We start from the raw sequence: 20,947 nt of genomic DNA on the forward strand, positions 1-20,947 counted from the left end.
CTGTTATTTGCAACCTTCCTCGATGCCCGCTTCCTTGGCGTAAGCGGCCGAGTCTTCTGCAATCAGCGGATCAAGAACTTCCTTGTCAGAGGTGATCCATTCTGACGCTGCGTTCCAATTTTTGGTCGCCGCATCCCACTGGAAGACACGCGCAGCGCCCGGTCCGCCATGGTTTTCACAGCTTGCCTTGATCGGCTGCGAAAAGTCAGGCAGGCCAAGTTCTTGCAAGCGTGCTTCGGTCAGATCGAGGTTTTCGAAACCGTCGCGCACTTCAGCCGCGTTCACCGCAGATTTTCCGGCGATTTCCTGCGCCTTGCGGATCGCCTCAGAGATAATGATCGCCGCATACATGCCGCGCGAATACAGCATCGTGCCGACCTGATCGCCCGCACCGCTAGCCTTGCCCGTGTCCACGACATATTTCTTCATGTCAGCGTAAACCGGGTAATCCATGCCAGTGCCGTGGAACGAAAGCGCCTTGTAACCGGTCGCCTTATCCCCTGCGGATTCAACGTCATTTTCGGAACCGGACCACCAGATGCCAATGAAATTTTCCATTGGAAAGCGGATGTTCACGGCCTCTTGGATAGCGACCTGGTTCATCACGCCCCAGCCATACATGATGACATAGTCAGGCTTTTCACGACGGATCTGCAGCCATTGCGATTTCTGCTCTTGACCGGGATGATCGACGGGCAAAGTCGCCAGCGTGAAGCCGTGCTTCTTGGACAGTTCGTCAAGCGTGCGGATCGGTTCCTTGCCATAAGCGGAGTTATGGTAGACCAGCGCAATCTTCTTGCCCTCAAGCGATCCACCGTTCTGATCCATCAGGTATTTTACCGCGACCGAGGCCCCGTCCCAGTAGTTCGCCGGGTAGTTGAACACCCATTTGAACACCTTGCCATTGGCCGCCGAGGTGCGACCATAACCGGGGGTATACAGCGGGATGCCATCTGCGGCCATTTTCGGGATCAGCTGATAGGTAATGCCGGTCGAAAGCGGGTTATAGACCAGCGCGCCTTCGCCCTTGGTGGACTCGTAGCACTCCACACCTTTTTCAGTATTATAGGCGGTCTCACATTCGGGGCTTTTGACGATTTCGCCGCCGATCCCGCCATCGCGTTCATTGAGCAGCGTGAAATAGTCGTTGAAACCATCCGCGTAGGGAATACCGTTCGCGGCATAAGGCCCGGTGCGGTAGCTCAAATTCGGCACGACCAGTTCGGCCATGACCGGGGCGGCGCTCAGCGTCATCGCTGCGGCCACCAAGGCGGTAAGTGTCTTTCTCATTTGCATCTCCTCCCAGAGAGTCAGTCAGTTATCGCGCCGGGTTGATCCCGGTTCTTCGATGTTGGGCAGCGCCTTCCGTCAGTGTGGGAAGGGCCAAAGCCGGAGTTTCTCTTTTGCGACGCGCCAAAGCTGCGCGATGCCGTGGGGCTCGGCGATCAGGAAGGCCACGATCAGCCCGCCCACGATCATCAGCTCAACATGCGCGGCCAGATCGGTCGGCCATCCTAGCGTGCCCACCAGTAGGTTTTTCAAGAACACCGGCAACAGCACGAGGAACGCCGCCCCCGCGAAGGACCCGAAGATCGAGCCAAGCCCGCCGATGATCACCATGAACAGGATCAGGAACGATTTCTGGATCCCGAAAGCCTCACCCACCTCAGCCGCGCCAAGATAGACCGCAAAGAACAGGGCCCCTGCAATGCCAATGAAGAACGAGCTGACCGCGAATGCCGAAAGTTTGGTCGTGAGCGGATTCACACCGATGATCTCGGCGGCGATATCCATGTCGCGGATCGCCATCCATTTGCGCCCCACGGTGCCGCGCGTCAGGTTGCGCGCCACTAGTGCCACCAGAGTCAGCATCACGAGACAGAACATGTATTTCGCCATCGCCGAGGTCTGCGCGCCCGTCACAAACACGCCAAACACCGTGCGCTCGGGCGCGTTAATCTGGCCGGAGGCGGAGTAGTTGTAAAACCACGGCACCTTGTTGAAAAGCCAGACAAGAAAGAACTGCGCCGCCAGTGTCGCCACCGCGAGGTAGAACCCCTTGATGCGCAAGCTGGGCAAGCCAAACACCACGCCGACAGCCGCCGTGATAAGTCCAGCCAAGATCACATGGATGAAGATCGACACTTCAGGAAACGCGGTCATCAGCTTGTAAACGGCGTAAGCCCCCACCGCCATGAAACCTCCGGTGCCAAGGCTAACCTGGCCCGCGTAGCCCACCAAAATGTTCAGCCCGATCGCGGCAATCGCGTAGATCAGGAAGGGCACCGCCACCGCGTTGGCCCAATAGTCGTTGATGAAGAGCGGTATGATTCCGAAGGCCACGGCCAGCACCGCATAATAACGCAGCCGGTCGAATTTGATCGGGAATGTCTGACTGTCCTCACTGTAGGACGTCTTGAAATCACCAGATTCACGGTAAAACATCAGCTTCTCCCCTTATGCGGGAAGACGGCGATCTCTCCCGTTAGCAGCCGCGTCGAATCCTGAGCCAAGCCCAAAGACCAGCCCCGGCGCCCAATGCGGCCAGCACAATTGTGATCGAGCGCATTTGCGATGCCTCTTCTGGCGGGGCCGCCAATGCGATCCAGCCGAAGACAAGCGCTGCCCCCCATCCGATGGTGAATACGGTCGCACAGATTTTCATGGGCAATGGACCTCCCTTTGCTCGTTACGCGCTCGTAACGACGGGCCTCCTCTGCCTTGACGCTACGATATGCGACAGCTTGTCGCACGCCCGAGCCGTGATCAAGAAGATTTTCACAGATCCGTGACATCGCTCAAACCCTCTCGATGATTTTCTCGCCAAACAGCCCTTGCGGACGGAAGACGAGGAAGACGAGTGCAAGCACATAGGCGAACCAGTTTTCAGTCGCGCCGCCGATCATCGGACCGATTGAGAACTCAAACAATTTCTCACCTACGCCGATGATCAAGCCGCCCACAATCGCACCGGGGATCGAGGTGAATCCCCCCAGCATCAGCACCGGCAATGCCTTGAGCGCGATCAGGCTAAGCGAAAACTGTACCCCCGATTTCGTGCCCCAGATGATGCCGGCAACCAGCGCCACAAAACCCGCAATCGACCAGACCAAAATCCAGATGAAGCGCAGCGAGATCCCCACCGACAACGCGGCTTGGTGATCATCGGCCACAGCGCGCAAGGCGCGGCCCTGCTTGGAATATTGCGAAAACAGCGTCAGCGCGGTGACCAACAAAATCGCCACCAAGGTCGCGACAATATCGAGATTGTCGATAAAGAACCCATATCCGAACCAGCGGTCGGTGACGGTTTCGATGGTTTCGTTGATACCTTGGGGCAGGCCGACATCAAGCGTCTTGATATCCGCGCCCCACATCACATCGCCAAACCCCTCAAGGAAATAGGCCATGCCAATGGTCGCCATGAACAGAATGATCGGGGCCTGATTAACGAGATGCTTGAGCACCAGTTTCTCAATCACGATGGCCAGCAGCACCATCACCACAGCCGTTAGCAAAATTGCGATTATCGAAGGCACTTGCCAGCCGAAATCGGTCAGATGTCCGCCCGTCATCGCATTGATCATATGGGCAAAGGGCACTTGGCCCTTTTGGATACCCACCAGCGTGAGCGCCGCAAAGAGCGCCAGCACCCCTTGGGCGTAGTTAAAGACGCCAGATGCCTTAAAGATCAGCACAAAGCCCAGCGCCACGAGCGAATACAACACCCCCGCCATCAGCCCGTTCAGCGTCACTTCCATCGCGTAGACGAGTTGATCAGGCATGATGTGCCCCTCCGGTTAAACCGCGTTGCGTTTGCGAGAAATCAGTCATGGGCCACCCCCAGATAGGCGTCGATCACGGCTTGATTGTTGCGTACCTCATCGGGCGCGCCGTCACCGATTTTCTTGCCGTAATCCATCACGACCACGCGGTCAGAAATATCCATGACCACGCCCATATCGTGCTCAATCAATACGATTGTGGTGCCAAATTCGTCGTTGAGATCGAGGATAAAGCGACACATATCCTCTTTCTCCTCGACGTTCATCCCGGCCATCGGCTCGTCCAGCAGTAGGATCTTGGGCTCGGCCGCCAGCGCGCGCGCCAATTCGACCCGTTTCTTCAAACCATAGGGAAGGCGACCAACAGGAGTTTTCCGAATATTCTGAATTTCCAGAAAATCAATAATCCGCTCCACCTTATCGCGATTTTCGTACTCTTCGCGCGCGGCCCCCGTCCACCACCATCCGGCTTGCGCCAAAAGGCCCTTCTTCATCTTGGTCAGACGCCCCGTCATGATGTTGTCGAGCACCGACATCCCGTCAAACAACGCGATATTCTGGAAGGTGCGCGCAATGCCCAGACGCGCGATGTTATAAGGCTTCATCGGCCCGCGCTTGTATCCCTTGAACCAAACCTCGCCCTCGGTGGGGATATAGAACCCCGAGATCACGTTCAGCATCGAAGATTTACCCGCCCCGTTCGGCCCGATAATCGCACGAATTTCGCCGTCGCGAATGTCGAACGAGATGTCTTCAATTGCTGTCACACCGCCGAATTTCAAGGTGATGTTTTTTAGCTCCATCAACACGCCGCCGATCTGGCGGCCATCCGGGGTCATGTAGCCCTCGTTCATATCCTTCATTCTGCGGCCTCCGCGATCGGTTTGACTGGCACCACTTTCGCGTCCTCGATCCGCAGCGTGGCCTTGATCGCGCCCTTGCGGCCGTCCTCATAGGTCACTTCCGTTTCGGTGTAGATTTCCGAGCTACCGTCATAGAGCGCCCCAATCAGATCAGCGAATTTCTCGGCGATGATGTTGCGGCGCACTTTGCGGGTGCGTGTTAGCTCGCCATCATCGGCATCCAATTCCTTATGCAAGATCAGAAAGCGATGGATCTGGCAGCCCGACAGCATCGGGTCTTGCGCCACGCTTTCGTTCACCTCTTCGATATGCTCGCGGATCATCTCATAGACGCGCGGATGACCCGCAAGCTCTTGATAAGAAGCGTAAGAAATGTTGTTACGCTCGGCCCAGTTGCCCACCGCCGCAAGGTCAATGTTGATAAACGCCGTGCAGCGGTCACGACCCGCGCCGAACACCACGGTCTCAAGAATTGCTGGGTAGAATTTCAGTTTGTTCTCGACGTATTTTGGCGCGAACATCCGACCATCGGCCAGTTTTCCAACGTCCTTGGCGCGGTCGATGATGCGCAGATGGCCAGTGTCGGGTTCGAAAAAGCCCGCGTCACCTGTCGCCACCCAACCCTCGGAATCTTTGGTCGAGGCGGTGCTTTCGGCGTTTTTGTAATACTCCACAAAGGTTCCGGGGCTGCGGTAGTAAACCTCGCCATTTTCGCCGATGCGAACCTCAACGCCGGGGCTTGGCACGCCCACGGTATCTGCGCGGACCTCGCCATCGGGTTGTTGGGTGATGAACACCGACGCCTCGGTTTGCCCGTAAAGCTGCTTCAGGTTGATCCCGAGCGAGCGGTAAAAGCTGAAAATCTCGGGGCCAATCGCCTCGCCTGCGGTATAGCCCACGCGAATGCGCGAATAGCCCAGCGTGTTCTTGAGCGGCCCATAGACGAACAGATTGCCCAGCGCATAGGAGAGGCGCTTGCCAAAGCTGACCGGCTTGCCATCCAGAATATCGGGCCCAACCTTGCGCGCGACTTCCATGTAGTGATCAAACAGCCATTTCTTGACCCGACCTGCATCTTCCATGCGGATCATCACGGTGGTGAGCTGGTTTTCAAACACCCGCGGCGGGGCAAAGAAATAGGTCGGACCGATTTCGCGCAGATCGGTCATCATAGTTTCGGGGCTTTCAGGGCAGTTCACCGTGAAGCCTGTCCAATACGCCTGCCCGATAGAAAAAATGAAATCGCCCACCCACGCCAGAGGCAGATAGGCCAGAACCTCATCGTTGTGATCCAGATGATCGAACTCGGAACTCGCCTTGGCGGTCTCGATGATATTGCGGTTCGAAAGCACGACACCCTTGGGCTTACCGGTGGTGCCAGACGTATAGAGCATCACGCAAGTGCTGTCGTAATCCAGCTCGGCAATGCGGCGATCAAGTTCCGGCTTATAACGCTGATGGCTCGCACGTCCTTCGGCCTTCAAATCTGCTAACGCATTCATACGCGAATGGTCGTATTTCCGCATACCGCGCTTGTCGGTATACAGGACATGGGTAATGTCTTGGATGCGATCACCGATTTCAAGGATCTTGTCGACCTGCTCTTGATCGCCCGCCACAACGAAACGCGCGCCGCAATGGTCCATCACATAGGCCATCTCGTCAGCCGCCGCGTCCTGATACAACGACACCGGAATCGCACCGCACATCTGCGCCGCGACAATCGCCCAGTAATGCGCCGGGCGGTTGCGCCCGATAATCGCGATATGATCGCCGCGCTCGACACCAAGACTGAGAAAGCCCAACGCCATAGCGCGAATCTCGTCAGACGTTTCGGCCCAGGTCCAGCTTTGCCAAATCCCGAATTCCTTTTCGCGATAGGCGGGATAGCCGCCAAAACGGTCTACGTTGCGCGCCAACAACGCAGGAATCGATTGGGCAGACTCGTGCCCCTTCGTGACTGCCTCAGCCAAATTATCCTCCCTCGCGCCGGTCGCCCGGCGTCCCTCTCCGCACTCGGCGAATCCTCCGCGCCCAGTTCGGCATGGCGCTAGGCTCGCTGTCAAAGTTTTCGTGATGTTTTCGTGATTGTAACGAATTCTTACAAGTTGGTCCGGTGCGACCCCGCGCACCAAGCCCAATTTGCGCGGGGCGGCGCGGGGTGCTAGCGATGATCACGCAAAGGGGGACGCAGTGACCGAAAGCGCAAATGAAAGGCTGACACAGGCGGGGCTGAACCTGATTGCTCAGGCGTTGTCGATCTTTGACAGCGAACTGCGGCTAGCTGTGTCAAACGCCCCGTATAGGGAAATGTTCAAGCTCCCCGATCCGCTGACGCAGCCCGGTGCCACATTTGAAGATACGGTTCGCTATCTTGTGCGGCAGGGCGAATATGGCCCGGTGGATGACATCGAGGCCGCCGTGCGTGACCGCGTTGAAACCGCGCGCGCCTTTGCCCCGCATTACATGGAGCGCACCCGCGCCAATGGCCGCACGATCTCGGTCGAGGGCGCGCCACTGCCACAAGGCGGCTGGATCACCGTCTATACCGATATCACCGAGATCAAACGCCAAGAGACGTTGTTGCGTGCCCGATCCGAGGAACTCTCCGAACAGGTGCTCGATCATGCCGAGGCATTGGGCGCTGCCAACCGCGCTTTGGGTGCGACCAATGCCGCGTTGCAAGAGACCCAGCGCCAGCTCACGATCACCGAGGCCCGCACCCGGCAAGTGACCGAGATGATGCCCGCTCATATCGCCCATGTCGATCGCGACTTCATCTACACCTTCTCAAACCACAAGCTGCCTACGGTGATGCCGGGCTCGCAAGAAGATGTGGTTGGTCGCCAAGTGACCGAGGCGCTGGGGCCTGCGACCTTTGACAAAATCCGACCTGCATTGGACCGTGCGCTCAACGGTGAGGCAAACGTGATTGAAATCACCCATGACCCTTCTGATCGGCGCATCCGGATCGCGCTGACGCCGGATCGCGGCAAGGACGGACCTGCCAATGGCGTGTTCGTCCTGTCCACCGATGTCACCGCCGAAACGCAGGCTCGCGCGGCGTTGGCCCATACCACAAAACGCGAATTGGCCGCCAAGCTGTCCTCGGGACTGGCGCATGATTTTGCCAATTTGCTGACGATCATTCTGGGGCTGCAAGGGCGGCTCGAGCGGATGGAGGGCTTGTCCGAGGATGCGCAGGACGCCATCCGCGCGACCTTGGGCGCGGCGCGGCGCGGGGGCACGTTGTTGGATCGCCTCGCCATGATTTCCGGCCCGCGCGAGCTGCGCCCGCAAGCCGTTGTCCTCGCCGATCTGTTTGACGATCTGGCGGCGATGGCGGGGCCGACCCTGCGCGAAACGGTCAGCCTTGAGATTGCAATAGAGGGGCTGGAGGACCCGGTTCTGCTTGATCCCGGCCCGTTGCAAGACAGCATTCTCAACTTGATCCTAAACGCCAATGACGCAATGCGCGACACGGGCGGGGCTATCCGCATCGCCGCCCATCGGGTGCGCGACACTTGGGTCGAGATTTCCGTAAGCGACGAGGGGGGCGGATTCTCACCAGTCGCCCTTAATCAAGGGCTCGATCCGTTTTTCACCACGAAGGGCAGCGAGGGATCAGGGCTGGGTCTGTCGATGGTGTATGATCAAACCAAGCTGGCGGGCGGAACGGTTCGGTTGGCCAACACGCCCGAGGGCGCGCGCGTCACGCTGCGCTTACCGCTGCGTCCTGCTGCCATGTCGGCCACGCCGATGCTGGTGCTGCTTGTCGAGGATGATGAGGATATTCGCTCCACGACGCGCGAGATGTTGCGAGCGATGGATCACACGGTCATCGAAGCGCGCAATGTGACCGAGGCACTGGCGCTTATGGCGGTTCCCGATATCGGCCTTGTGCTGTCCGATATTCAGCTTGCCGGATCGCGCACGGGGGTGGACCTTGCCCATGCGATCGGCGATCAGGTGCGGGTGATCTTGATGACGTCACTGCCGCCGGGCGATGCGCTGCGGCTAAGCGCACCCTGCCCCGTCATCCAGAAACCCTTTGACGCAGCGCAACTTGCCGCGCATCTATCTGGACCCAAACCATGACCGCCAATCAGCCCGCCGATCAACCTCATGTCGCGATCCTTGACGATGAACCGGAAATTCGCCGGATGCTGTCGGATGCACTACAAGAGGCGGGGTTTCGCACCACCTGCTACGGGCGCGCAACTGAGTTTGAGGCCGCGCTGCGCCGCACCGCTCCCGATGTCTGCCTTGTCGATCTGGGTCTTCCAGATCGCGACGGGCTGGCCTTGGTGCATCGCTTGGCGCTCGAATCTGGGGCGGCGATCATCATCATTTCGGGGCGCGCACAAGTGCAAGACCGGGTGACGGGCCTTGAGTTGGGGGCCGATGACTACATCATCAAACCCTTCGATCCCGCCGAGGTGGTCGCGCGCATCCGTGCCCGGCTGCGCAAGGGGCGTTCCGGGGCGGCGAACACGGCCAACAGCGCCAGTTTCGCGGGCTGGAAGGCGCATTTCGACCGCTACATGCTGGTTGATGAGACCGGGCGCGAGACATCCTTCAGCCATGCCGAGGGCGAGGTGCTGCGGCTGTTTCTCGAAAGCCCGAACCGGCTGATCAGCCGTGCGCAAATGCAGGAATCTTTGGGCGGTGCGGCGGGTGACAGCTTTGATCGCGCAATGGATGTGCGGATCTCACGCTTACGCACCAAGCTGGGAGAAGACCCGAAAAACCCACGACTGATCAAAACGATCTACGGCGCGGGCTACATTTTTCTGGGTGAGGTTCGCTGGAGCTAGTCTCACGCTAAGGTGACCCGCGCGTGCTTGCAGTTTTTGCATATGCATTGCCTTTTTGAGGCACTGCGTAATCCGCGCCGAAATAGATCCACCGGGGAGAGTATAAATGAAGATAAAAGCCCTGCTTGCGGCCAGCGCCGCCGGTTTGTGCCTAAGCACCGCAGTCAGTGTCGCGCAGGATGCCCAGGCCGTACCGCAAAACGACCTGCTGAACGCGACGCTGTGGATGCAAAACTCGGTCGAGCATAAGGCCGTGACACGCGGGCTGTTTGATCTGGCTAAACTGCGCCTCGATCAGGCTTTGGCCGACAAAGCATGGACGGCAGCGCCCGGCAAAGAGGGTGCGAAGTATCAAGACGAACCCGTCGCGATTATCGCCGATCTGGATGAGACGCTGCTGGATAACGCAAATTACCAATCCTCGCTCATTCAACGCGGCACGAATTTCAGATCTAAGGAATGGACCGACTACGTCAATTCCCAGACCTCCACGGCGATGCCCGGCGCAATTGATTTCCTGAAATATGCAGATTCCAAGGGCGTGAAAATTTTCTATGTCTCCAACCGCACCAAGGATGAAGAACCCGGAACGCGCGCCAATATGGAAAAACTCGGCTTTCCGATGGGCGGCAATGTCGACACCGTATTGACCAAGAAAGAGCAACCAGATTGGGGCTCGGCTAAAGAAAACCGGATTGCCTATGTGGCCAAGGATTACCGCGTCGCGCTTTTGATGGGCGACAATCTGGGCGACTTCACCGATGCCGCGAAGGGCTCAGGCGCAGAACGTCAGGCGTTCTACGAAAAGACCAAGGACAACTGGGGCAAAACTTGGATCATGTTCCCCAATCCCGAATATGGCAGCTGGGAATCGGCAGCCTTTGGCGGCGATTGGTCGAAATCGGGCGACGAGCGGCGCAAAGAGAAAATTAAGGCGCTCACGCCTTGGACACCGATGAACTGATACCCAAAGGGCCGCCCCGCGCGGCCCTTTTCGTTAACCCTTTTTCGCTGGCCAAATGCGCGCATCTCTGATTCACTTCACGTAATCGGGATGTAGGAGCACTGCCATGCTCAACCTCATATTGCATACGCCGAATACGCGGCGGTTTTACCGCGTTGAGATCTCGGACAATCTGTTCGGAGAATACACAGTGGTGCGCGAATGGGGCCAGCATGGGCGCGCGGGCAGTCAATGTTTGCGGTGGTTTTCCAACCTGCGCGAGGCGGTGACAGCGGCTGAAACATCGCGACGGCTCGCCCAACGGCGCGGCTATCAGTTAAGCGAAGCGGGCGTCGCCAAGGGAAGATGATAGCGCGCTATGGTGCCTAGTCGCGAGGCTTCTTCTCGCCACCTTTATCGTCGCGTTTGATCTTGGCGCGGATCTTTTCCAACCGCTCTTTCAGACGCGTACGGCGACGGTTTTGATACGCCGTAATGATGGGCAGCGAGATATAATAGCAGATCGTCGCGGCGATAATTCCCGGCGCAAGCCCGCCCACAAGATAGGGCAGCCAGACATCGGTAAAGAACCGCTCCAATCCGCTCCATTCGGCGTGATCGGGCGTAAATATAGCCCAGAAATTATGCAGAAGATCGTGGCTTGCGGCCTGAAAAGTGCGTAGCAAACCCTCAGTGTGGCCACTATCTAGGCGATCCCCGAGTATGAAATGACCAAGCTTGACCGAGAACACTGCGATGATCGGAAAGCTAATGGGGTTGCCAAAAAACGTCGCCAGAAGGGCCGCAAGAATATTGCCGCGGATGATCCAAGCGACCGCCGCGGCGGTCAGAAAGTGAAAGCCGAAGAACGGGGTGAATGAGACCAGCACACCCGCCCACACACCGCGCGCGATGCGATGGGGCCGGTCGGGCAAGCGATTAACGCGATGTTTGACATACTGAAAAGCGCGCCCCCAGCCCGAGCGCGGCCAGACCGCCTCGCGCAGGTTTTGCAGAACACTTCGCTTTTCGCGCCGCCTAAACACCACGCGTCTCCCCCCTTGCGCCGTCGAAACGACTACGGCTTGCGTGACAGTTCGCGAATTCGCGAGACTTGAGCAACATCGCTTTCCGCTTCAAGCGCGTTGAGCAACCGGTGCATATGCTCGGCATCGCACAGTTCGACCTCGACAAGAAGCGAATAAAAATCGGGCTTCCGATCAATGAATTTCAAATCAGAAATATTTGCCTTTTGCTGCCCGATCAGGGTGCAGATATGGCCCAACACGCCCGCATCATTGGAAATCGTGATCTTGAGCGTCGCGGTATAAGCTGGCGGGTGTCGCCCCGATTTCCATTGCAGATCAACCCAGCGTTCGGGCTGATCCTCGAATTCCGCAAGCGCGGGGCAATCGATGGCGTGTATCACCACGCCCTGCCCGCGATAGGTGATGCCGACGATCCGTTCCCCGGGCAAAGGCTGGCAACAATTGGCGCGGCTAAAGCTTTGATCAGCACCGAGGCCCAGAACGGCTCGGGTGGGCTCAATCTCGCTCTCGTTCTGGCGCGCGGCCAGTTCGGGGTAAAGTGCCGCCAACACCTCGGACGCCGCCAACTCGGCCGAGCCGATCCGCGCAAGCAGTTCGTCCTCATCAGGCAGACCCAGCGTTTTGGCTGCCGTACGCAGGGCCTTATCCGTAACCTTGCGCCCGACATGTTCAAACGCCACGCGCGCCAGCTCAGACCCGAGTTTGATAAAGCGATCGCGATCTTCTTCGCGCAGGGATTTGCGGATCGCCCCCTTGGCGCGTCCGGTGACCACAATATCAAGCCACGTCATCTGCGGGCGTTGGCCAGCCGCGATGATCACTTCGACCGACTGGCCATTTTTGAGCCGCGTCCAAAGCGGCACGCGGATGCCGTCAATCTTGGCGCCAACGCAGCTATTGCCGATCCGCGTGTGGATCGCATAGGCGAAATCAATCGGCGTCGCACCCTTGGGCAGCTTCACCACATCGCCCTTGGGGGTGAAGCAGAACACCTGGTCGGAATACATCTCGAGTTTGACGTTTTCGAGAAACTCGTCGTGATCGCCCTCGCCTTCGGAAAAGCGTTCATTCAGCGAGGCCAGCCATTTCGCCGGGTCCACTGCAAAGGGGTTTTTCGCCCGCTCGCCATCGCGATACGACCAATGCGCAGCGACCCCGGCCTCAGCGACCTCGTGCATTTGGCGGGTGCGGATTTGCACCTCGACCCGCTTGCCATCGCGCCCCGAGACCGTCGTGTGGATCGAGCGATAACCGTTCGTCTTGGGCTGACTGATGTAGTCTTTGAACCGGGTCGGCACGGCGCGCCAACGGTGATGGATCAGCCCCAAGACGCGGTAGCAATCCATTTCCGAATTGGTGATGACGCGAAAGCCGTAAATGTCGGAGAGACGCGAGAAGGCAAGTTGCTTTTCCTCCATCTTGCGCCAGATCGAATAGGGGCGCTTGGCGCGGCCAAACACCACCGCGTCGATCCCCTCATCTTCCAGCAACCCGCGAATATCGGCGGTGATTTTCGGGATCACATCGCCGGTCTCTTTTTGCAGGCTGACAAAGCGGCGGATGATCGAGGTGCGCGCCTCGGGATTGATGACCTTAAAGGCAAGATCCTCAAGCTCTTCACGCATCCATTGCATCCCCATGCGACCGGCCAGCGGCGCAAAGATTTCCATCGTCTCGCGCGCTTTTTGAGCCTGCTTTTCAACCCGCATTGAGCGGATGGTGCGCATATTGTGCAAACGATCCGCCAGCTTGACCAGAATCACCCGCAAATCCTTGGACATCGCCATGAACAGCTTACGGAAATTCTCGGCCTGCTTTGAGGCGGCATTGGACAATTGCAAATTGGTCAGCTTGGTGACGCCATCCACCAGTTCGGCGATCTCTTCGCCAAACAGCTCTGTCACCTCGATATAGGTCGAGCCGGTGTCTTCGATCGTGTCATGCAGCAAGGCTGTGACGATGGTCGCATCATCTAGCCGCTGTTCGGTCAGAATAGCGGCGACGGCAACGGGATGGGTAAAATAGGGCTCGCCGGAATGGCGCAACTGACCTTCGTGCATCTTCAGCCCGTAGGCATAGGCACGCCGGATCAGATCTGCATTGGTCTGCGGATTGTAGTTGCGAACGAGCGCGATCAGGTCTTCGACGTCGATCATGCGCGCCCGTTTCCGCCCCTATTGCTTATTCGCGGCCCTGCGCGTCCATCAGTGCGCGCAGCATGCGCTCTTCGGACATGTCATCTTCGACTGCGCGATCGGGGCTTTCACCACCCATCAACAGCGCCATCGAATCGTCTTCGGGCTCATCGACTTCGATCTGGGTCTGGTTGCTTTCGATCAGACGCTCGCGCAGATCATCTGCCGATTGCGTTTCGTCGGCGATTTCGCGCAGGGCGACGACCGGGTTCTTGTCGTTGTCACGCTCGACCGTGATCGGAGAACCGGCGGCGATTTCGCGTGCACGATGGGACGCGAGCATCACCAGCTCGAATCGATTCGGGACTTTGTCGACGCAATCTTCAACCGTCACGCGGGCCATGGGCAACTCCAGTAGGACTTTCGAACGAGGGCTCTACTTAGGCGCTTGGCCCCGCGATGACAAGCGCGCAATCGTGTCAAAACCCTGTCAAACCGGGTGAATGGCCGCTTTTTGCGCCTCTGGCAGCGCGGCCAGCATCTGCCTAACCGTTTGGCCCGAAACGGGATGGCGCCAAAGCGGTGCGATCTCGGCCAAGGGAATCAGCACAAACGCGCGGTCCTGAAGGCGCGGATGAGGCAAAATAAGCTCTGTCGGCGCGATGCTTTGCTGCCGACTCAAGGGGAGATCCCGCCACTGCGCAAACCCTTGCAGATCAGGCAACACGATATTGCCATATGCAATCAAATCCAGATCAAGCGTTCTGGCACCCCAACGTGCCTCACGCACGCGGCCGCACTGCGCTTCGATGTCATGAAACGCGTCCAGTGTTGCCCTTGGGTCAGACGGAGATTGCAATTTGCAACATGCGTTGGCGTAGTCGGGGCCAGACCCTACGGGATAGGCGGGAGTCCGCCAAAAACGGCTGACTGAAACCAGCGAAAAATCCTTATTTACCAATTCGCAAAGGGCCGCAGACAATGTATCCACCGGGTCGCCTTGGTCGCCCGACAGATTCGCCCCAAGCGCACAAATGACTGACATGTCCATTTAGACAGGCTCCATAATTCTTGCGTATTGCATATGTCAGTGGACATATCTCGTTGGCCCTGTTCTTTTACGCAAGCGTTATACCCAAATTCGTTTCGCGATCCGACTAGACATGGCGGACCAAGCAGCAAGAGGATTGCATGTTTTACAAGGACGAACGTCTCGCACTCTTTATCGATGGCTCGAATCTCTATGCCGCAGCCAAGGCATTGGGCTTCGATATCGACTATAAATTGTTACGGCAAGAATTTGAACGGCGCGGCAAGTTGCTGCGCGCTTTCTATTACACAGCGCTGCTGGAAAACGAGGAATACTCGCCCATCCGCCCACTAGTCGATTGGCTGAACTATAACGGCTACGCAATGGTGACCAAGCCTGCCAAGGAATACACTGATTCGATGGGGCGGCGGAAAGTCAAAGGCAATATGGACATTGAGTTGGCCGTGGATGCGATGGAGCTCGCGCCGCGCCTCGATCATATCGTGCTGTTCTCAGGCGATGGCGATTTCCGCCCGCTGGTGGAAAGCCTACAACGTCAAGGCTGCCGTGTTTCGGTCGTCTCGACCATCCGCAGCCAACCGCCGATGATCGCCGACGAGCTGCGTCGTCAGGCTGATAACTTCATCGAACTGGACGCGTTGCGCGATGTCATCGGACGCCCGCCGCGTGAGCCGCGTGAAGATGAGATCAATCCCGAGAATTGATCGCGCACCAGCGAGCCTTACACTAAGAAGGGCGTGCGGATCATCTCGCGCGCCCTTTTCCTAAGTCGATGAGCCAAGCCAAATCCAATGGTTGAAAATGCCTCTCTAATCGGCCTGTTTGTCTCGGCAATGCTGGCCGCGACGCCGATACCGATGCAGTCGGAAATCCTGTTCGTCGCACTGCAAACGGCGGGCGGCGTTTCGATATGGCAGATGGTTCTGGTGGCAAGCATTGGCAACACGCTGGGCGCGCTCGTGACCTATGCTCTGGGGCGTGGCGTCAACCATTGGAAAGATCGCAAATGGTTTCCGGCCTCGCAGAAACAACTCGCGATGGGGCATCGCTGGCTGGATCGCTGGGGCGCACCGCTTTTGCTGCTAAGCTGGGCGCCGGGTGGCGATCTGGTCTGCCTGATCGCGGGTGTTTTGCGGATGAACCTGTGGTTATTTGTTCCGCTGGTTTTCATCGCGAAAACAGGGCGTTATACAGCATTGGCCTGGATCACCGCGCAAGCACTTGCACTGACTAACTAAAAAGGGCCCACGCGGGGCCCTTTGTGCAGACGCATAGCGCGCGCCTGTTAAATCAGCAGCACTTGGGTGCCAATTTTTGCCATTCCGAACAGCTCTTGAATGTGCTCGTTATACAGCCCGATGCAGCCGTTTGAACTTTTGCGACCAATCTTGCGCGTGTCATGCGTGCCGTGAATACGGTAGTATTTCCACGACAGATACAGCGCATGCGTTCCCAGCGGGTTGTCGGGACCGGGGGGCACATACGACGGCCATTCCGGGTTGCGCCGTTTCATCGAAGGCGTCGGCGCCCAGCTTGGCCCTTCGACCTTGCGGATCACTTCGGTCCGGCCAAGTCGGGTCAACTCCTCGGAGACCGGCACTGAGGTCGGGTAAAGGCGATAGACTGACGCATCAGCCGACCAGAAATGCAGATCGCGCGAGGTGGTATCGACAAGAATTGCCCCATTGCGCAGCGAGCTGAAATAGGGCTGCCACTGGCGCGCCTGAAAGCTCGAGATGTTGCGCCGCTGGTTGGTATAATCATTGGTCTCATATTGGACTGCGCCCGCATCAGGCGTTTGCGCCCAAGCTGGCAATGCCAAGCCCGCACTGCCAAGCGCGGCCGCGCCTAGAAAAGCGCGGCGATCAAATTTGGTACGCGCGTTAGACATCATGCTCTCCGAATATGGCGGAACCGTTGACCTGAAATAGCTTCGTTAACATATCTTGGGCAAGCCGCTGGTGCAAATCATACCGTGATTGATGTGCCTTTCGCGTTACAGGAGGGTTTGCGCGCCCATCGGTGAACGTGTAAAGGAAACACAGGTTTAATAGGGGGCCTCAAGACAATGCTGCGCGCTACAATCCTTGCGATATCTGCCACACTGGCCCTCGCGGCCTGCGATCCTGTGGATCAGCAACCCAAGCTTGGCCCGGATGGGCTGCCGCTGCCCAAAGTTTATTCCATTACCGGGCGCGATGCGCAGGTGATTCCCCAGCGTGTGCTCGAATCGGTTAACTCGTTGCGCTCGGCGCGCGGGGCGACACCGTTGGTTCTTAACGCGTCGCTGACCACCGCCGCCTTGGCCCATTCCAAAGATATGGCCGCGCAGAATCGGCCGTGGCATTGGGGTTCGGACGGGTCTTCGCCGCTCAGTCGTGCGCAACGTGCGGGCTATACCGGCACCGTGTTGGGCGAAAACATCTCGGAAACCTATGAGACCGAGATGGAGACGCTGTCGGCTTGGATGAATGTGCCCGACACGCGCGATGTGATCCTGAACCCGGCGGCCACGCAAATGGGCTTTTCCTGGTATCAGGAACCGTCAGGGAAAATCTGGTGGACGATGGTCACCGGCAACTAAGTCAAAAAGGGCCCCATCACGGGGCCCTTTGCATATCACGGGAAGATAAAGATTGGCGTGCCGTCCTGCACCATTGCGTAGATCTCGCGGACTTCTTTGTCTTTCACCGCGATGCAACCCGCCGTCCAGTCGCGCCCCCGGCCCTTGTTCTTGCCATCGCGGCCGTGGATGAAAATATCGCCACCCGCCTTTTTGCCCTGCTCGGCAGCAAAGGTAACCTGCTCCGGGTTCGGATAGCTAATGCCGATCGACAGATAATAGGCCGAATTGGGGTTGCGGCGATTTATGTAATACAGCCCCTCAGGGGTTTTCCCGTCCCCCTCAAAGCGTTTGGGGCCGATCGGATCGCCGCCCAGACTTATCTTATAATGCTCAAGCACCTTATCGCCATGCATCAGATACATTTTCCGTTGCGATTTGAAGACCTGGACCTGCGTCACCTGCGGGCCGCCATAGGCGATGAATTTGCTTGAATCGCCACATGCGGTCAAAGCGGCTAGGGCGCTGGCGCCCAACATAAGGGTTCTGCGGTTCATAAGGTGCCTGTTTTGATCTGCTTGTTTTGTGCAGTCATAGCCGATTTTTCGCACCACATCTAGCGGCTGAAATAGGCCGCGACCTCGACATGAGCAGAAAACCGGAACTGATCGACCACTAGGGTTTTTTCCAGCGTGAAGCCTGCCGCAGTCAGCGCCGCTGTCTCGCGTGCGAACGTCACCGGGTTGCACGACACATGCACGACCCGCTTGACCCGCGAGGCACAAATCTGCTCCACCTGCGCCTCGGCCCCTGCGCGGGGCGGGTCGATTACGACGCCGTCGTAGCGGTCAATTTCATCGGATAATAGCGGGCGGCGAAACAGGTCGCGCACTTCCGAAGTCACCCGGTGCAGCCCCTTCGCCTGCCGCCAGCCCTGATCAAGCGCCTCTATCATTGCGCTCGCGTTTTCCACGGCATGCACGTCTGCCTGCTCAGCCAAGGGCAGCGAGAACGTGCCACAGCCCGCGAAAAGATCGGCGACTTTCGACGCGCCAACCAGCGCCTCACGGACAAAGCCCACGAGCGCCGCCTCGCCATGTTCCGTCGCTTGCAAGAACGCGCCGGGCGGCGGCGCAACCTGCGCCACCCCAAAACGCTGGGTGGCGGGATGACGCGCGGCGACCACCTCATCATTCCACGTCAATCGCGCCACGTCATATTGGCGCGCCAGATCGGCCAAAGCCTCGAATTGGGCGGGATCAGAGTCTTTTCCGCCAATCGCAGCCAAATCGATACCGCCCTGCGAGAGCGTCACCGAAAAGGCCACTTCGCCCTTGCGCGAGGCGCCAATCGTAGTTGCCTCGTGCAAAATCGGGATCGCTGCCATTAATTCCGGGCGCAAAATCAAACAGCCGGGCACCTCAACCAGCGTATCGGACGCACGCGCGTGAAAGCCGACCAATGTGCCTTTCTTGGTCCGCCGCCCCGCCAGCGTTGCGCGTCTGCGCGAATGTAAAGGCGAGGTCGACACGGAGATTTCAGGGGCCTCGATATTGCGGGACGCCAGCGCGTTGCGCACGACCTCGGCCTTCCAGCGGGCGGTGAACGGCTCGGACGCGTGCTGCATGACGCAGCCTCCGCAAGCGCGATAATGTGGACACGGGGCCGATACCCGATCCGCACTAGGCGTGACGATCTTGGGCGCGGCGATACGGCCATTCTCGATCACGCCGGTCACCTCTTCACCGGGCAGCGCCATGGCCACATGCACGGTCCCCTCGGGGCCGTGAGCCACACCATCGGCATGGAGCGAAAGTCTTTCGATCATCAATGTCATGGCCTTGCCTTAGCGGGCACAAGCGGCGCTGGAAAGACCCTGATTTGCTCTATTGCGCCGCTTCGCTATCTTCATCGCAATTGAGAAACCCACCCGACTGCCGCGCCCAATAGCGGGCATATAGCCCTTGCGCCGCCAGCAAATTGGCATGGCTGCCCTGTTCGACGATGCGACCCTGTTCCAGCACAATAATTCGGTCCATTTCGGCAATCGTGGACAGCCGGTGCGCAATTGCCAGCACAGTCTTGCCCGCCATCACCCGATGCAACGCCGACTGGATCGAAGCCTCGACCTCGGAATCAAGCGCCGAAGTCGCCTCATCCAAAACAAGAATCGGCGCATCTTTCAAAAATGCCCGTGCAAGGGCAATACGCTGGCGTTGACCGCCCGACAGTTTGACACCGCGCTCGCCCAGCTTGGCGTTATAGCCGCGATTGCTCTCGTGATCTTGCATCGCAAGGATGAACTCATGCGACTCGGCCTGTTTTGCGGCCGCGATCACCTCGTCTTCGCTGGCATCCGGGCGGCCATAGAGAATGTTCTCCCGCGCCGAGCGGTTGAACATAGCGGTCTCTTGTGTGACCATCGCAATCTGTCGGCGCAGGCTTTCTTGCGTCACATCGCGGATATCGGTCCCATCAATTAAAATAGACCCTGTTTCTGCGTCATAGAGCCTCAGTAGCAACGCCACGAGCGTGGATTTCCCCGCCCCAGAGGCGCCAACAATCCCGATGCGCTCGCCGTCAGCGATACTCAGATCAAGCCCTTCGACGCCCCCTTTTTCGCGCCCATAGGCGAAACTCACATGATCAAAGCGGATCGCCCCGGCGACATTGCCCAGATCACGCGCGTCCGGTGCGTCAGACAGTCCGTGATGGCGCGCAAGCGTGTGCATCCCGTCCTCGGCCTCACCGATATTGGTCCAAAGCCCCATCAAAGCGTTCGACACCCAACCCGACATCTGCGCCAGCCGGATCGCAATCGCGCCAGAGGTCGCGATATCGCCCGCGCTGGCTTGACCTTGCGACCATAACCAGATCGCACCGCCGACCAAAATGACCGGCAGCAGCCCGGAATAGGCCATTTGGACCGTACGATATAGGCTCTGAACCTGCCCAAAACGGGTCGTCCGCGTGCGAAATATCGCCATCGCGCCAAGGGCCGAGCGGTCTTCATATTCGGCATGCGCGAACAGCTTCACCGTCTTGATATTGGTGATCGTATCGACAACCTGCCCCGTCACCATCGCCCGCGCCGATGCGCGCGCCCGCGATTTTTCACGAATATGGGGCAGGAAGGCCCGGATCAGGACGCCAAGGCCAATCGTCCAGACCACAAGCGCCACCGCACCCCATCGATCAATCCCGATCAGCAGCAGAACCGAACCCAAAATCGACGCTAGCGCAAATAGTGCGGTGTTGATGACCTCAGAGACCGTATCGGTCACCGCCCGCGCGGTCTGCATCTGCTTTTGTGCAATCCGACCTGCGAAATCGTTATCAAAGAACGTCACAGATTGCCCCATCGTCCAGCGATGCAAACGCGACAGAACCAGCGGCAGGATATTTGGAGAAATCAGTAGGTTGGTCGTGGCCGAACTCAGCGCAAAGGCCAGCGGTCGGATTATCAAGTAGAAGCTGACGAACAGCACTAAAAGCCCAACGTTTTGCACCAAAATCGCGTCTGGAGCGCTACTGAGGGCAGCGTCGATCACCCTTCCCAAAAGCCAAGCCGAAACAACCTCCATAGCGCCCGCCAGTACCGAGGCCGCACCTGATATCACGATCAACGTGCTTGCGCCTTTCAGGCACCAGCGGAAAAAGGCGCCAAGGCTTTGCGGTGGCGGTCCGTCGGCTTTTTGGAATGGGTCAAACATGGGGACTCGCTTTCACGTCTGGAATATA

21 protein-coding genes are annotated in these 20,947 nt (G+C 58.3%); 7 read left to right on the top strand and 14 right to left on the bottom strand.

The window, feature by feature from the left end:
• Positions 1-3 precede the first annotated feature (3 nt).
• The 6 genes from ACN0SD_RS00140 to ACN0SD_RS00165 form a co-directional block, all read right to left on the bottom strand.
• Positions 4-1,290, bottom strand: coding sequence for an ABC transporter substrate-binding protein (locus ACN0SD_RS00140; protein WP_417806191.1), 1,287 nt, complete (start codon positions 1,288-1,290; stop codon positions 4-6).
• Positions 1,291-1,368: 78 nt separating this feature from the next.
• Positions 1,369-2,445, bottom strand: a complete 1,077-nt coding sequence (locus tag ACN0SD_RS00145) for a branched-chain amino acid ABC transporter permease (RefSeq protein ID WP_417806192.1) — start codon at positions 2,443-2,445, stop codon at positions 1,369-1,371.
• Positions 2,446-2,485: 40 nt separating this feature from the next.
• On the bottom strand, positions 2,486-2,665 hold the full coding sequence (locus ACN0SD_RS00150; RefSeq protein ID WP_417806193.1) for a hypothetical protein: 180 nt from the start codon (positions 2,663-2,665) through the stop codon (positions 2,486-2,488).
• A 133-nt stretch (positions 2,666-2,798) separates the two neighbouring features.
• Positions 2,799-3,785, bottom strand: coding sequence for a branched-chain amino acid ABC transporter permease (locus ACN0SD_RS00155; protein ID WP_417806194.1), 987 nt, complete (start codon positions 3,783-3,785; stop codon positions 2,799-2,801).
• A gap of 41 nt (positions 3,786-3,826) precedes the next feature.
• Positions 3,827-4,648: an ABC transporter ATP-binding protein gene (locus ACN0SD_RS00160; RefSeq protein ID WP_417806195.1), complete on the bottom strand. Its 822-nt coding sequence runs from the start codon at positions 4,646-4,648 to the stop codon at positions 3,827-3,829.
• Positions 4,645-6,621 (bottom strand): AMP-binding protein, encoded by a 1,977-nt coding sequence (locus ACN0SD_RS00165; RefSeq protein ID WP_417806196.1) that lies wholly within the window; start codon positions 6,619-6,621, stop codon positions 4,645-4,647. The genes ACN0SD_RS00160 and ACN0SD_RS00165 overlap by 4 nt, the downstream gene beginning before the upstream one ends.
• 220 nt (positions 6,622-6,841) lie before the next feature.
• On the opposite strand from ACN0SD_RS00165, the gene ACN0SD_RS00170 reads away from it, so the two are divergent.
• The 4 genes from ACN0SD_RS00170 to ACN0SD_RS00185 all read left to right on the top strand — a co-directional run bounded on the left by ACN0SD_RS00170 (position 6,842) and on the right by ACN0SD_RS00185 (position 10,778).
• Positions 6,842-8,746, top strand: a complete 1,905-nt coding sequence (locus tag ACN0SD_RS00170) for a PAS-domain containing protein (protein WP_417806197.1) — start codon at positions 6,842-6,844, stop codon at positions 8,744-8,746.
• Entirely contained in the window at positions 8,743-9,465 is a 723-nt protein-coding gene (locus ACN0SD_RS00175; RefSeq protein WP_417806198.1) for a response regulator transcription factor, read from the top strand. The genes ACN0SD_RS00170 and ACN0SD_RS00175 overlap by 4 nt, the downstream gene beginning before the upstream one ends.
• Positions 9,466-9,571: 106 nt before the next feature.
• Positions 9,572-10,429: a 5'-nucleotidase, lipoprotein e(P4) family gene (locus tag ACN0SD_RS00180; protein ID WP_417806199.1), complete on the top strand. Its 858-nt coding sequence runs from the start codon at positions 9,572-9,574 to the stop codon at positions 10,427-10,429.
• A 106-nt stretch (positions 10,430-10,535) separates the two neighbouring features.
• On the top strand, positions 10,536-10,778 hold the full coding sequence (locus ACN0SD_RS00185) for a WGR domain-containing protein (RefSeq protein ID WP_417806200.1): 243 nt from the start codon (positions 10,536-10,538) through the stop codon (positions 10,776-10,778).
• Between the two features lie 16 nt (positions 10,779-10,794).
• On the opposite strand, the gene ACN0SD_RS00190 is transcribed toward ACN0SD_RS00185, so the two are convergent.
• From ACN0SD_RS00190 to folK, 4 genes are all read right to left on the bottom strand, one after another.
• On the bottom strand, positions 10,795-11,454 hold the full coding sequence (locus ACN0SD_RS00190; RefSeq protein WP_417806201.1) for a DUF2062 domain-containing protein: 660 nt from the start codon (positions 11,452-11,454) through the stop codon (positions 10,795-10,797).
• Between the two features lie 32 nt (positions 11,455-11,486).
• Entirely contained in the window at positions 11,487-13,613 is a 2,127-nt protein-coding gene (locus ACN0SD_RS00195) for a RelA/SpoT family protein (RefSeq protein ID WP_417806202.1), read from the bottom strand.
• A 25-nt stretch (positions 13,614-13,638) separates the two neighbouring features.
• Entirely contained in the window at positions 13,639-13,995 is a 357-nt protein-coding gene (gene rpoZ / locus ACN0SD_RS00200; RefSeq protein ID WP_417806203.1) for a DNA-directed RNA polymerase subunit omega, read from the bottom strand.
• A gap of 87 nt (positions 13,996-14,082) precedes the next feature.
• Positions 14,083-14,643, bottom strand: a complete 561-nt coding sequence (folK, locus tag ACN0SD_RS00205; protein WP_417806204.1) for a 2-amino-4-hydroxy-6-hydroxymethyldihydropteridine diphosphokinase — start codon at positions 14,641-14,643, stop codon at positions 14,083-14,085.
• A gap of 140 nt (positions 14,644-14,783) precedes the next feature.
• On the opposite strand from folK, the gene ACN0SD_RS00210 reads away from it, so the two are divergent.
• Positions 14,784-15,347 carry an NYN domain-containing protein gene (locus ACN0SD_RS00210; RefSeq protein WP_038133271.1) on the top strand — a complete coding sequence of 188 codons (564 nt, stop codon included), beginning with the start codon at positions 14,784-14,786 and terminating at the stop codon, positions 15,345-15,347.
• 87 nt (positions 15,348-15,434) lie between these two features.
• Positions 15,435-15,881 carry a YqaA family protein gene (locus ACN0SD_RS00215; RefSeq protein ID WP_417806205.1) on the top strand — a complete coding sequence of 149 codons (447 nt, stop codon included), beginning with the start codon at positions 15,435-15,437 and terminating at the stop codon, positions 15,879-15,881.
• Between the two features lie 47 nt (positions 15,882-15,928).
• Here ACN0SD_RS00215 and ACN0SD_RS00220 read toward each other — a convergent pair whose 3' ends face one another.
• The gene (locus ACN0SD_RS00220) at positions 15,929-16,534 is read right to left on the bottom strand and encodes a L,D-transpeptidase (protein WP_417806206.1); all 606 of its coding nucleotides are present in this window, start codon (positions 16,532-16,534) and stop codon (positions 15,929-15,931) included.
• Positions 16,535-16,711: 177 nt separating this feature from the next.
• On the opposite strand from ACN0SD_RS00220, the gene ACN0SD_RS00225 reads away from it, so the two are divergent.
• Positions 16,712-17,227 (top strand): CAP domain-containing protein, encoded by a 516-nt coding sequence (locus ACN0SD_RS00225; protein WP_417806207.1) that lies wholly within the window; start codon positions 16,712-16,714, stop codon positions 17,225-17,227.
• A gap of 35 nt (positions 17,228-17,262) precedes the next feature.
• Here the strand turns inward: ACN0SD_RS00225 and ACN0SD_RS00230 are convergent, their stop codons facing one another.
• The 3 genes from ACN0SD_RS00230 to ACN0SD_RS00240 are packed head-to-tail and all read right to left on the bottom strand — an operon-like array spanning position 17,263 to position 20,919.
• The gene (locus ACN0SD_RS00230) at positions 17,263-17,763 is read right to left on the bottom strand and encodes a L,D-transpeptidase family protein (protein WP_417806208.1); all 501 of its coding nucleotides are present in this window, start codon (positions 17,761-17,763) and stop codon (positions 17,263-17,265) included.
• A 59-nt stretch (positions 17,764-17,822) separates the two neighbouring features.
• Entirely contained in the window at positions 17,823-19,043 is a 1,221-nt protein-coding gene (locus ACN0SD_RS00235; protein ID WP_417806209.1) for a class I SAM-dependent RNA methyltransferase, read from the bottom strand.
• Positions 19,044-19,092: 49 nt separating this feature from the next.
• Positions 19,093-20,919, bottom strand: coding sequence for an ABC transporter ATP-binding protein (locus ACN0SD_RS00240; RefSeq protein ID WP_417806210.1), 1,827 nt, complete (start codon positions 20,917-20,919; stop codon positions 19,093-19,095).
• Positions 20,920-20,947 lie beyond the last annotated feature (28 nt).

The organism is Thioclava sp. (genome assembly GCF_048263065.1).
In the GTDB taxonomy this organism is placed as follows: domain Bacteria; phylum Pseudomonadota; class Alphaproteobacteria; order Rhodobacterales; family Rhodobacteraceae; genus Thioclava.

What these genes read in the sequence shown, in the direction of transcription:
- ACN0SD_RS00235 (WP_417806209.1), bottom strand. Translation starts at nt 19,043, where the DNA reads ATGACATTGATGATCGAAAGACTTTCGCTCCATGCCGATGGTGTGGCT.
- ACN0SD_RS00220 (WP_417806206.1), bottom strand. Translation starts at nt 16,534, where the DNA reads ATGTCTAACGCGCGTACCAAATTTGATCGCCGCGCTTTTCTAGGCGCG.
- rpoZ (WP_417806203.1), bottom strand. Translation starts at nt 13,995, where the DNA reads ATGGCCCGCGTGACGGTTGAAGATTGCGTCGACAAAGTCCCGAATCGA.
- ACN0SD_RS00210 (WP_038133271.1), top strand. Translation starts at nt 14,784, where the DNA reads ATGTTTTACAAGGACGAACGTCTCGCACTCTTTATCGATGGCTCGAAT.
- ACN0SD_RS00215 (WP_417806205.1), top strand. Translation starts at nt 15,435, where the DNA reads ATGGTTGAAAATGCCTCTCTAATCGGCCTGTTTGTCTCGGCAATGCTG.
- ACN0SD_RS00145 (WP_417806192.1), bottom strand. Translation starts at nt 2,445, where the DNA reads ATGTTTTACCGTGAATCTGGTGATTTCAAGACGTCCTACAGTGAGGAC.
- ACN0SD_RS00180 (WP_417806199.1), top strand. Translation starts at nt 9,572, where the DNA reads ATGAAGATAAAAGCCCTGCTTGCGGCCAGCGCCGCCGGTTTGTGCCTA.
- ACN0SD_RS00225 (WP_417806207.1), top strand. Translation starts at nt 16,712, where the DNA reads ATGCTGCGCGCTACAATCCTTGCGATATCTGCCACACTGGCCCTCGCG.
- ACN0SD_RS00240 (WP_417806210.1), bottom strand. Translation starts at nt 20,919, where the DNA reads ATGTTTGACCCATTCCAAAAAGCCGACGGACCGCCACCGCAAAGCCTT.
- ACN0SD_RS00195 (WP_417806202.1), bottom strand. Translation starts at nt 13,613, where the DNA reads ATGATCGACGTCGAAGACCTGATCGCGCTCGTTCGCAACTACAATCCG.
- folK (WP_417806204.1), bottom strand. Translation starts at nt 14,643, where the DNA reads ATGGACATGTCAGTCATTTGTGCGCTTGGGGCGAATCTGTCGGGCGAC.
- ACN0SD_RS00185 (WP_417806200.1), top strand. Translation starts at nt 10,536, where the DNA reads ATGCTCAACCTCATATTGCATACGCCGAATACGCGGCGGTTTTACCGC.
- ACN0SD_RS00230 (WP_417806208.1), bottom strand. Translation starts at nt 17,763, where the DNA reads ATGAACCGCAGAACCCTTATGTTGGGCGCCAGCGCCCTAGCCGCTTTG.
- ACN0SD_RS00160 (WP_417806195.1), bottom strand. Translation starts at nt 4,648, where the DNA reads ATGAAGGATATGAACGAGGGCTACATGACCCCGGATGGCCGCCAGATC.
- ACN0SD_RS00155 (WP_417806194.1), bottom strand. Translation starts at nt 3,785, where the DNA reads ATGCCTGATCAACTCGTCTACGCGATGGAAGTGACGCTGAACGGGCTG.
- ACN0SD_RS00175 (WP_417806198.1), top strand. Translation starts at nt 8,743, where the DNA reads ATGACCGCCAATCAGCCCGCCGATCAACCTCATGTCGCGATCCTTGAC.
- ACN0SD_RS00140 (WP_417806191.1), bottom strand. Translation starts at nt 1,290, where the DNA reads ATGAGAAAGACACTTACCGCCTTGGTGGCCGCAGCGATGACGCTGAGC.
- ACN0SD_RS00150 (WP_417806193.1), bottom strand. Translation starts at nt 2,665, where the DNA reads ATGAAAATCTGTGCGACCGTATTCACCATCGGATGGGGGGCAGCGCTT.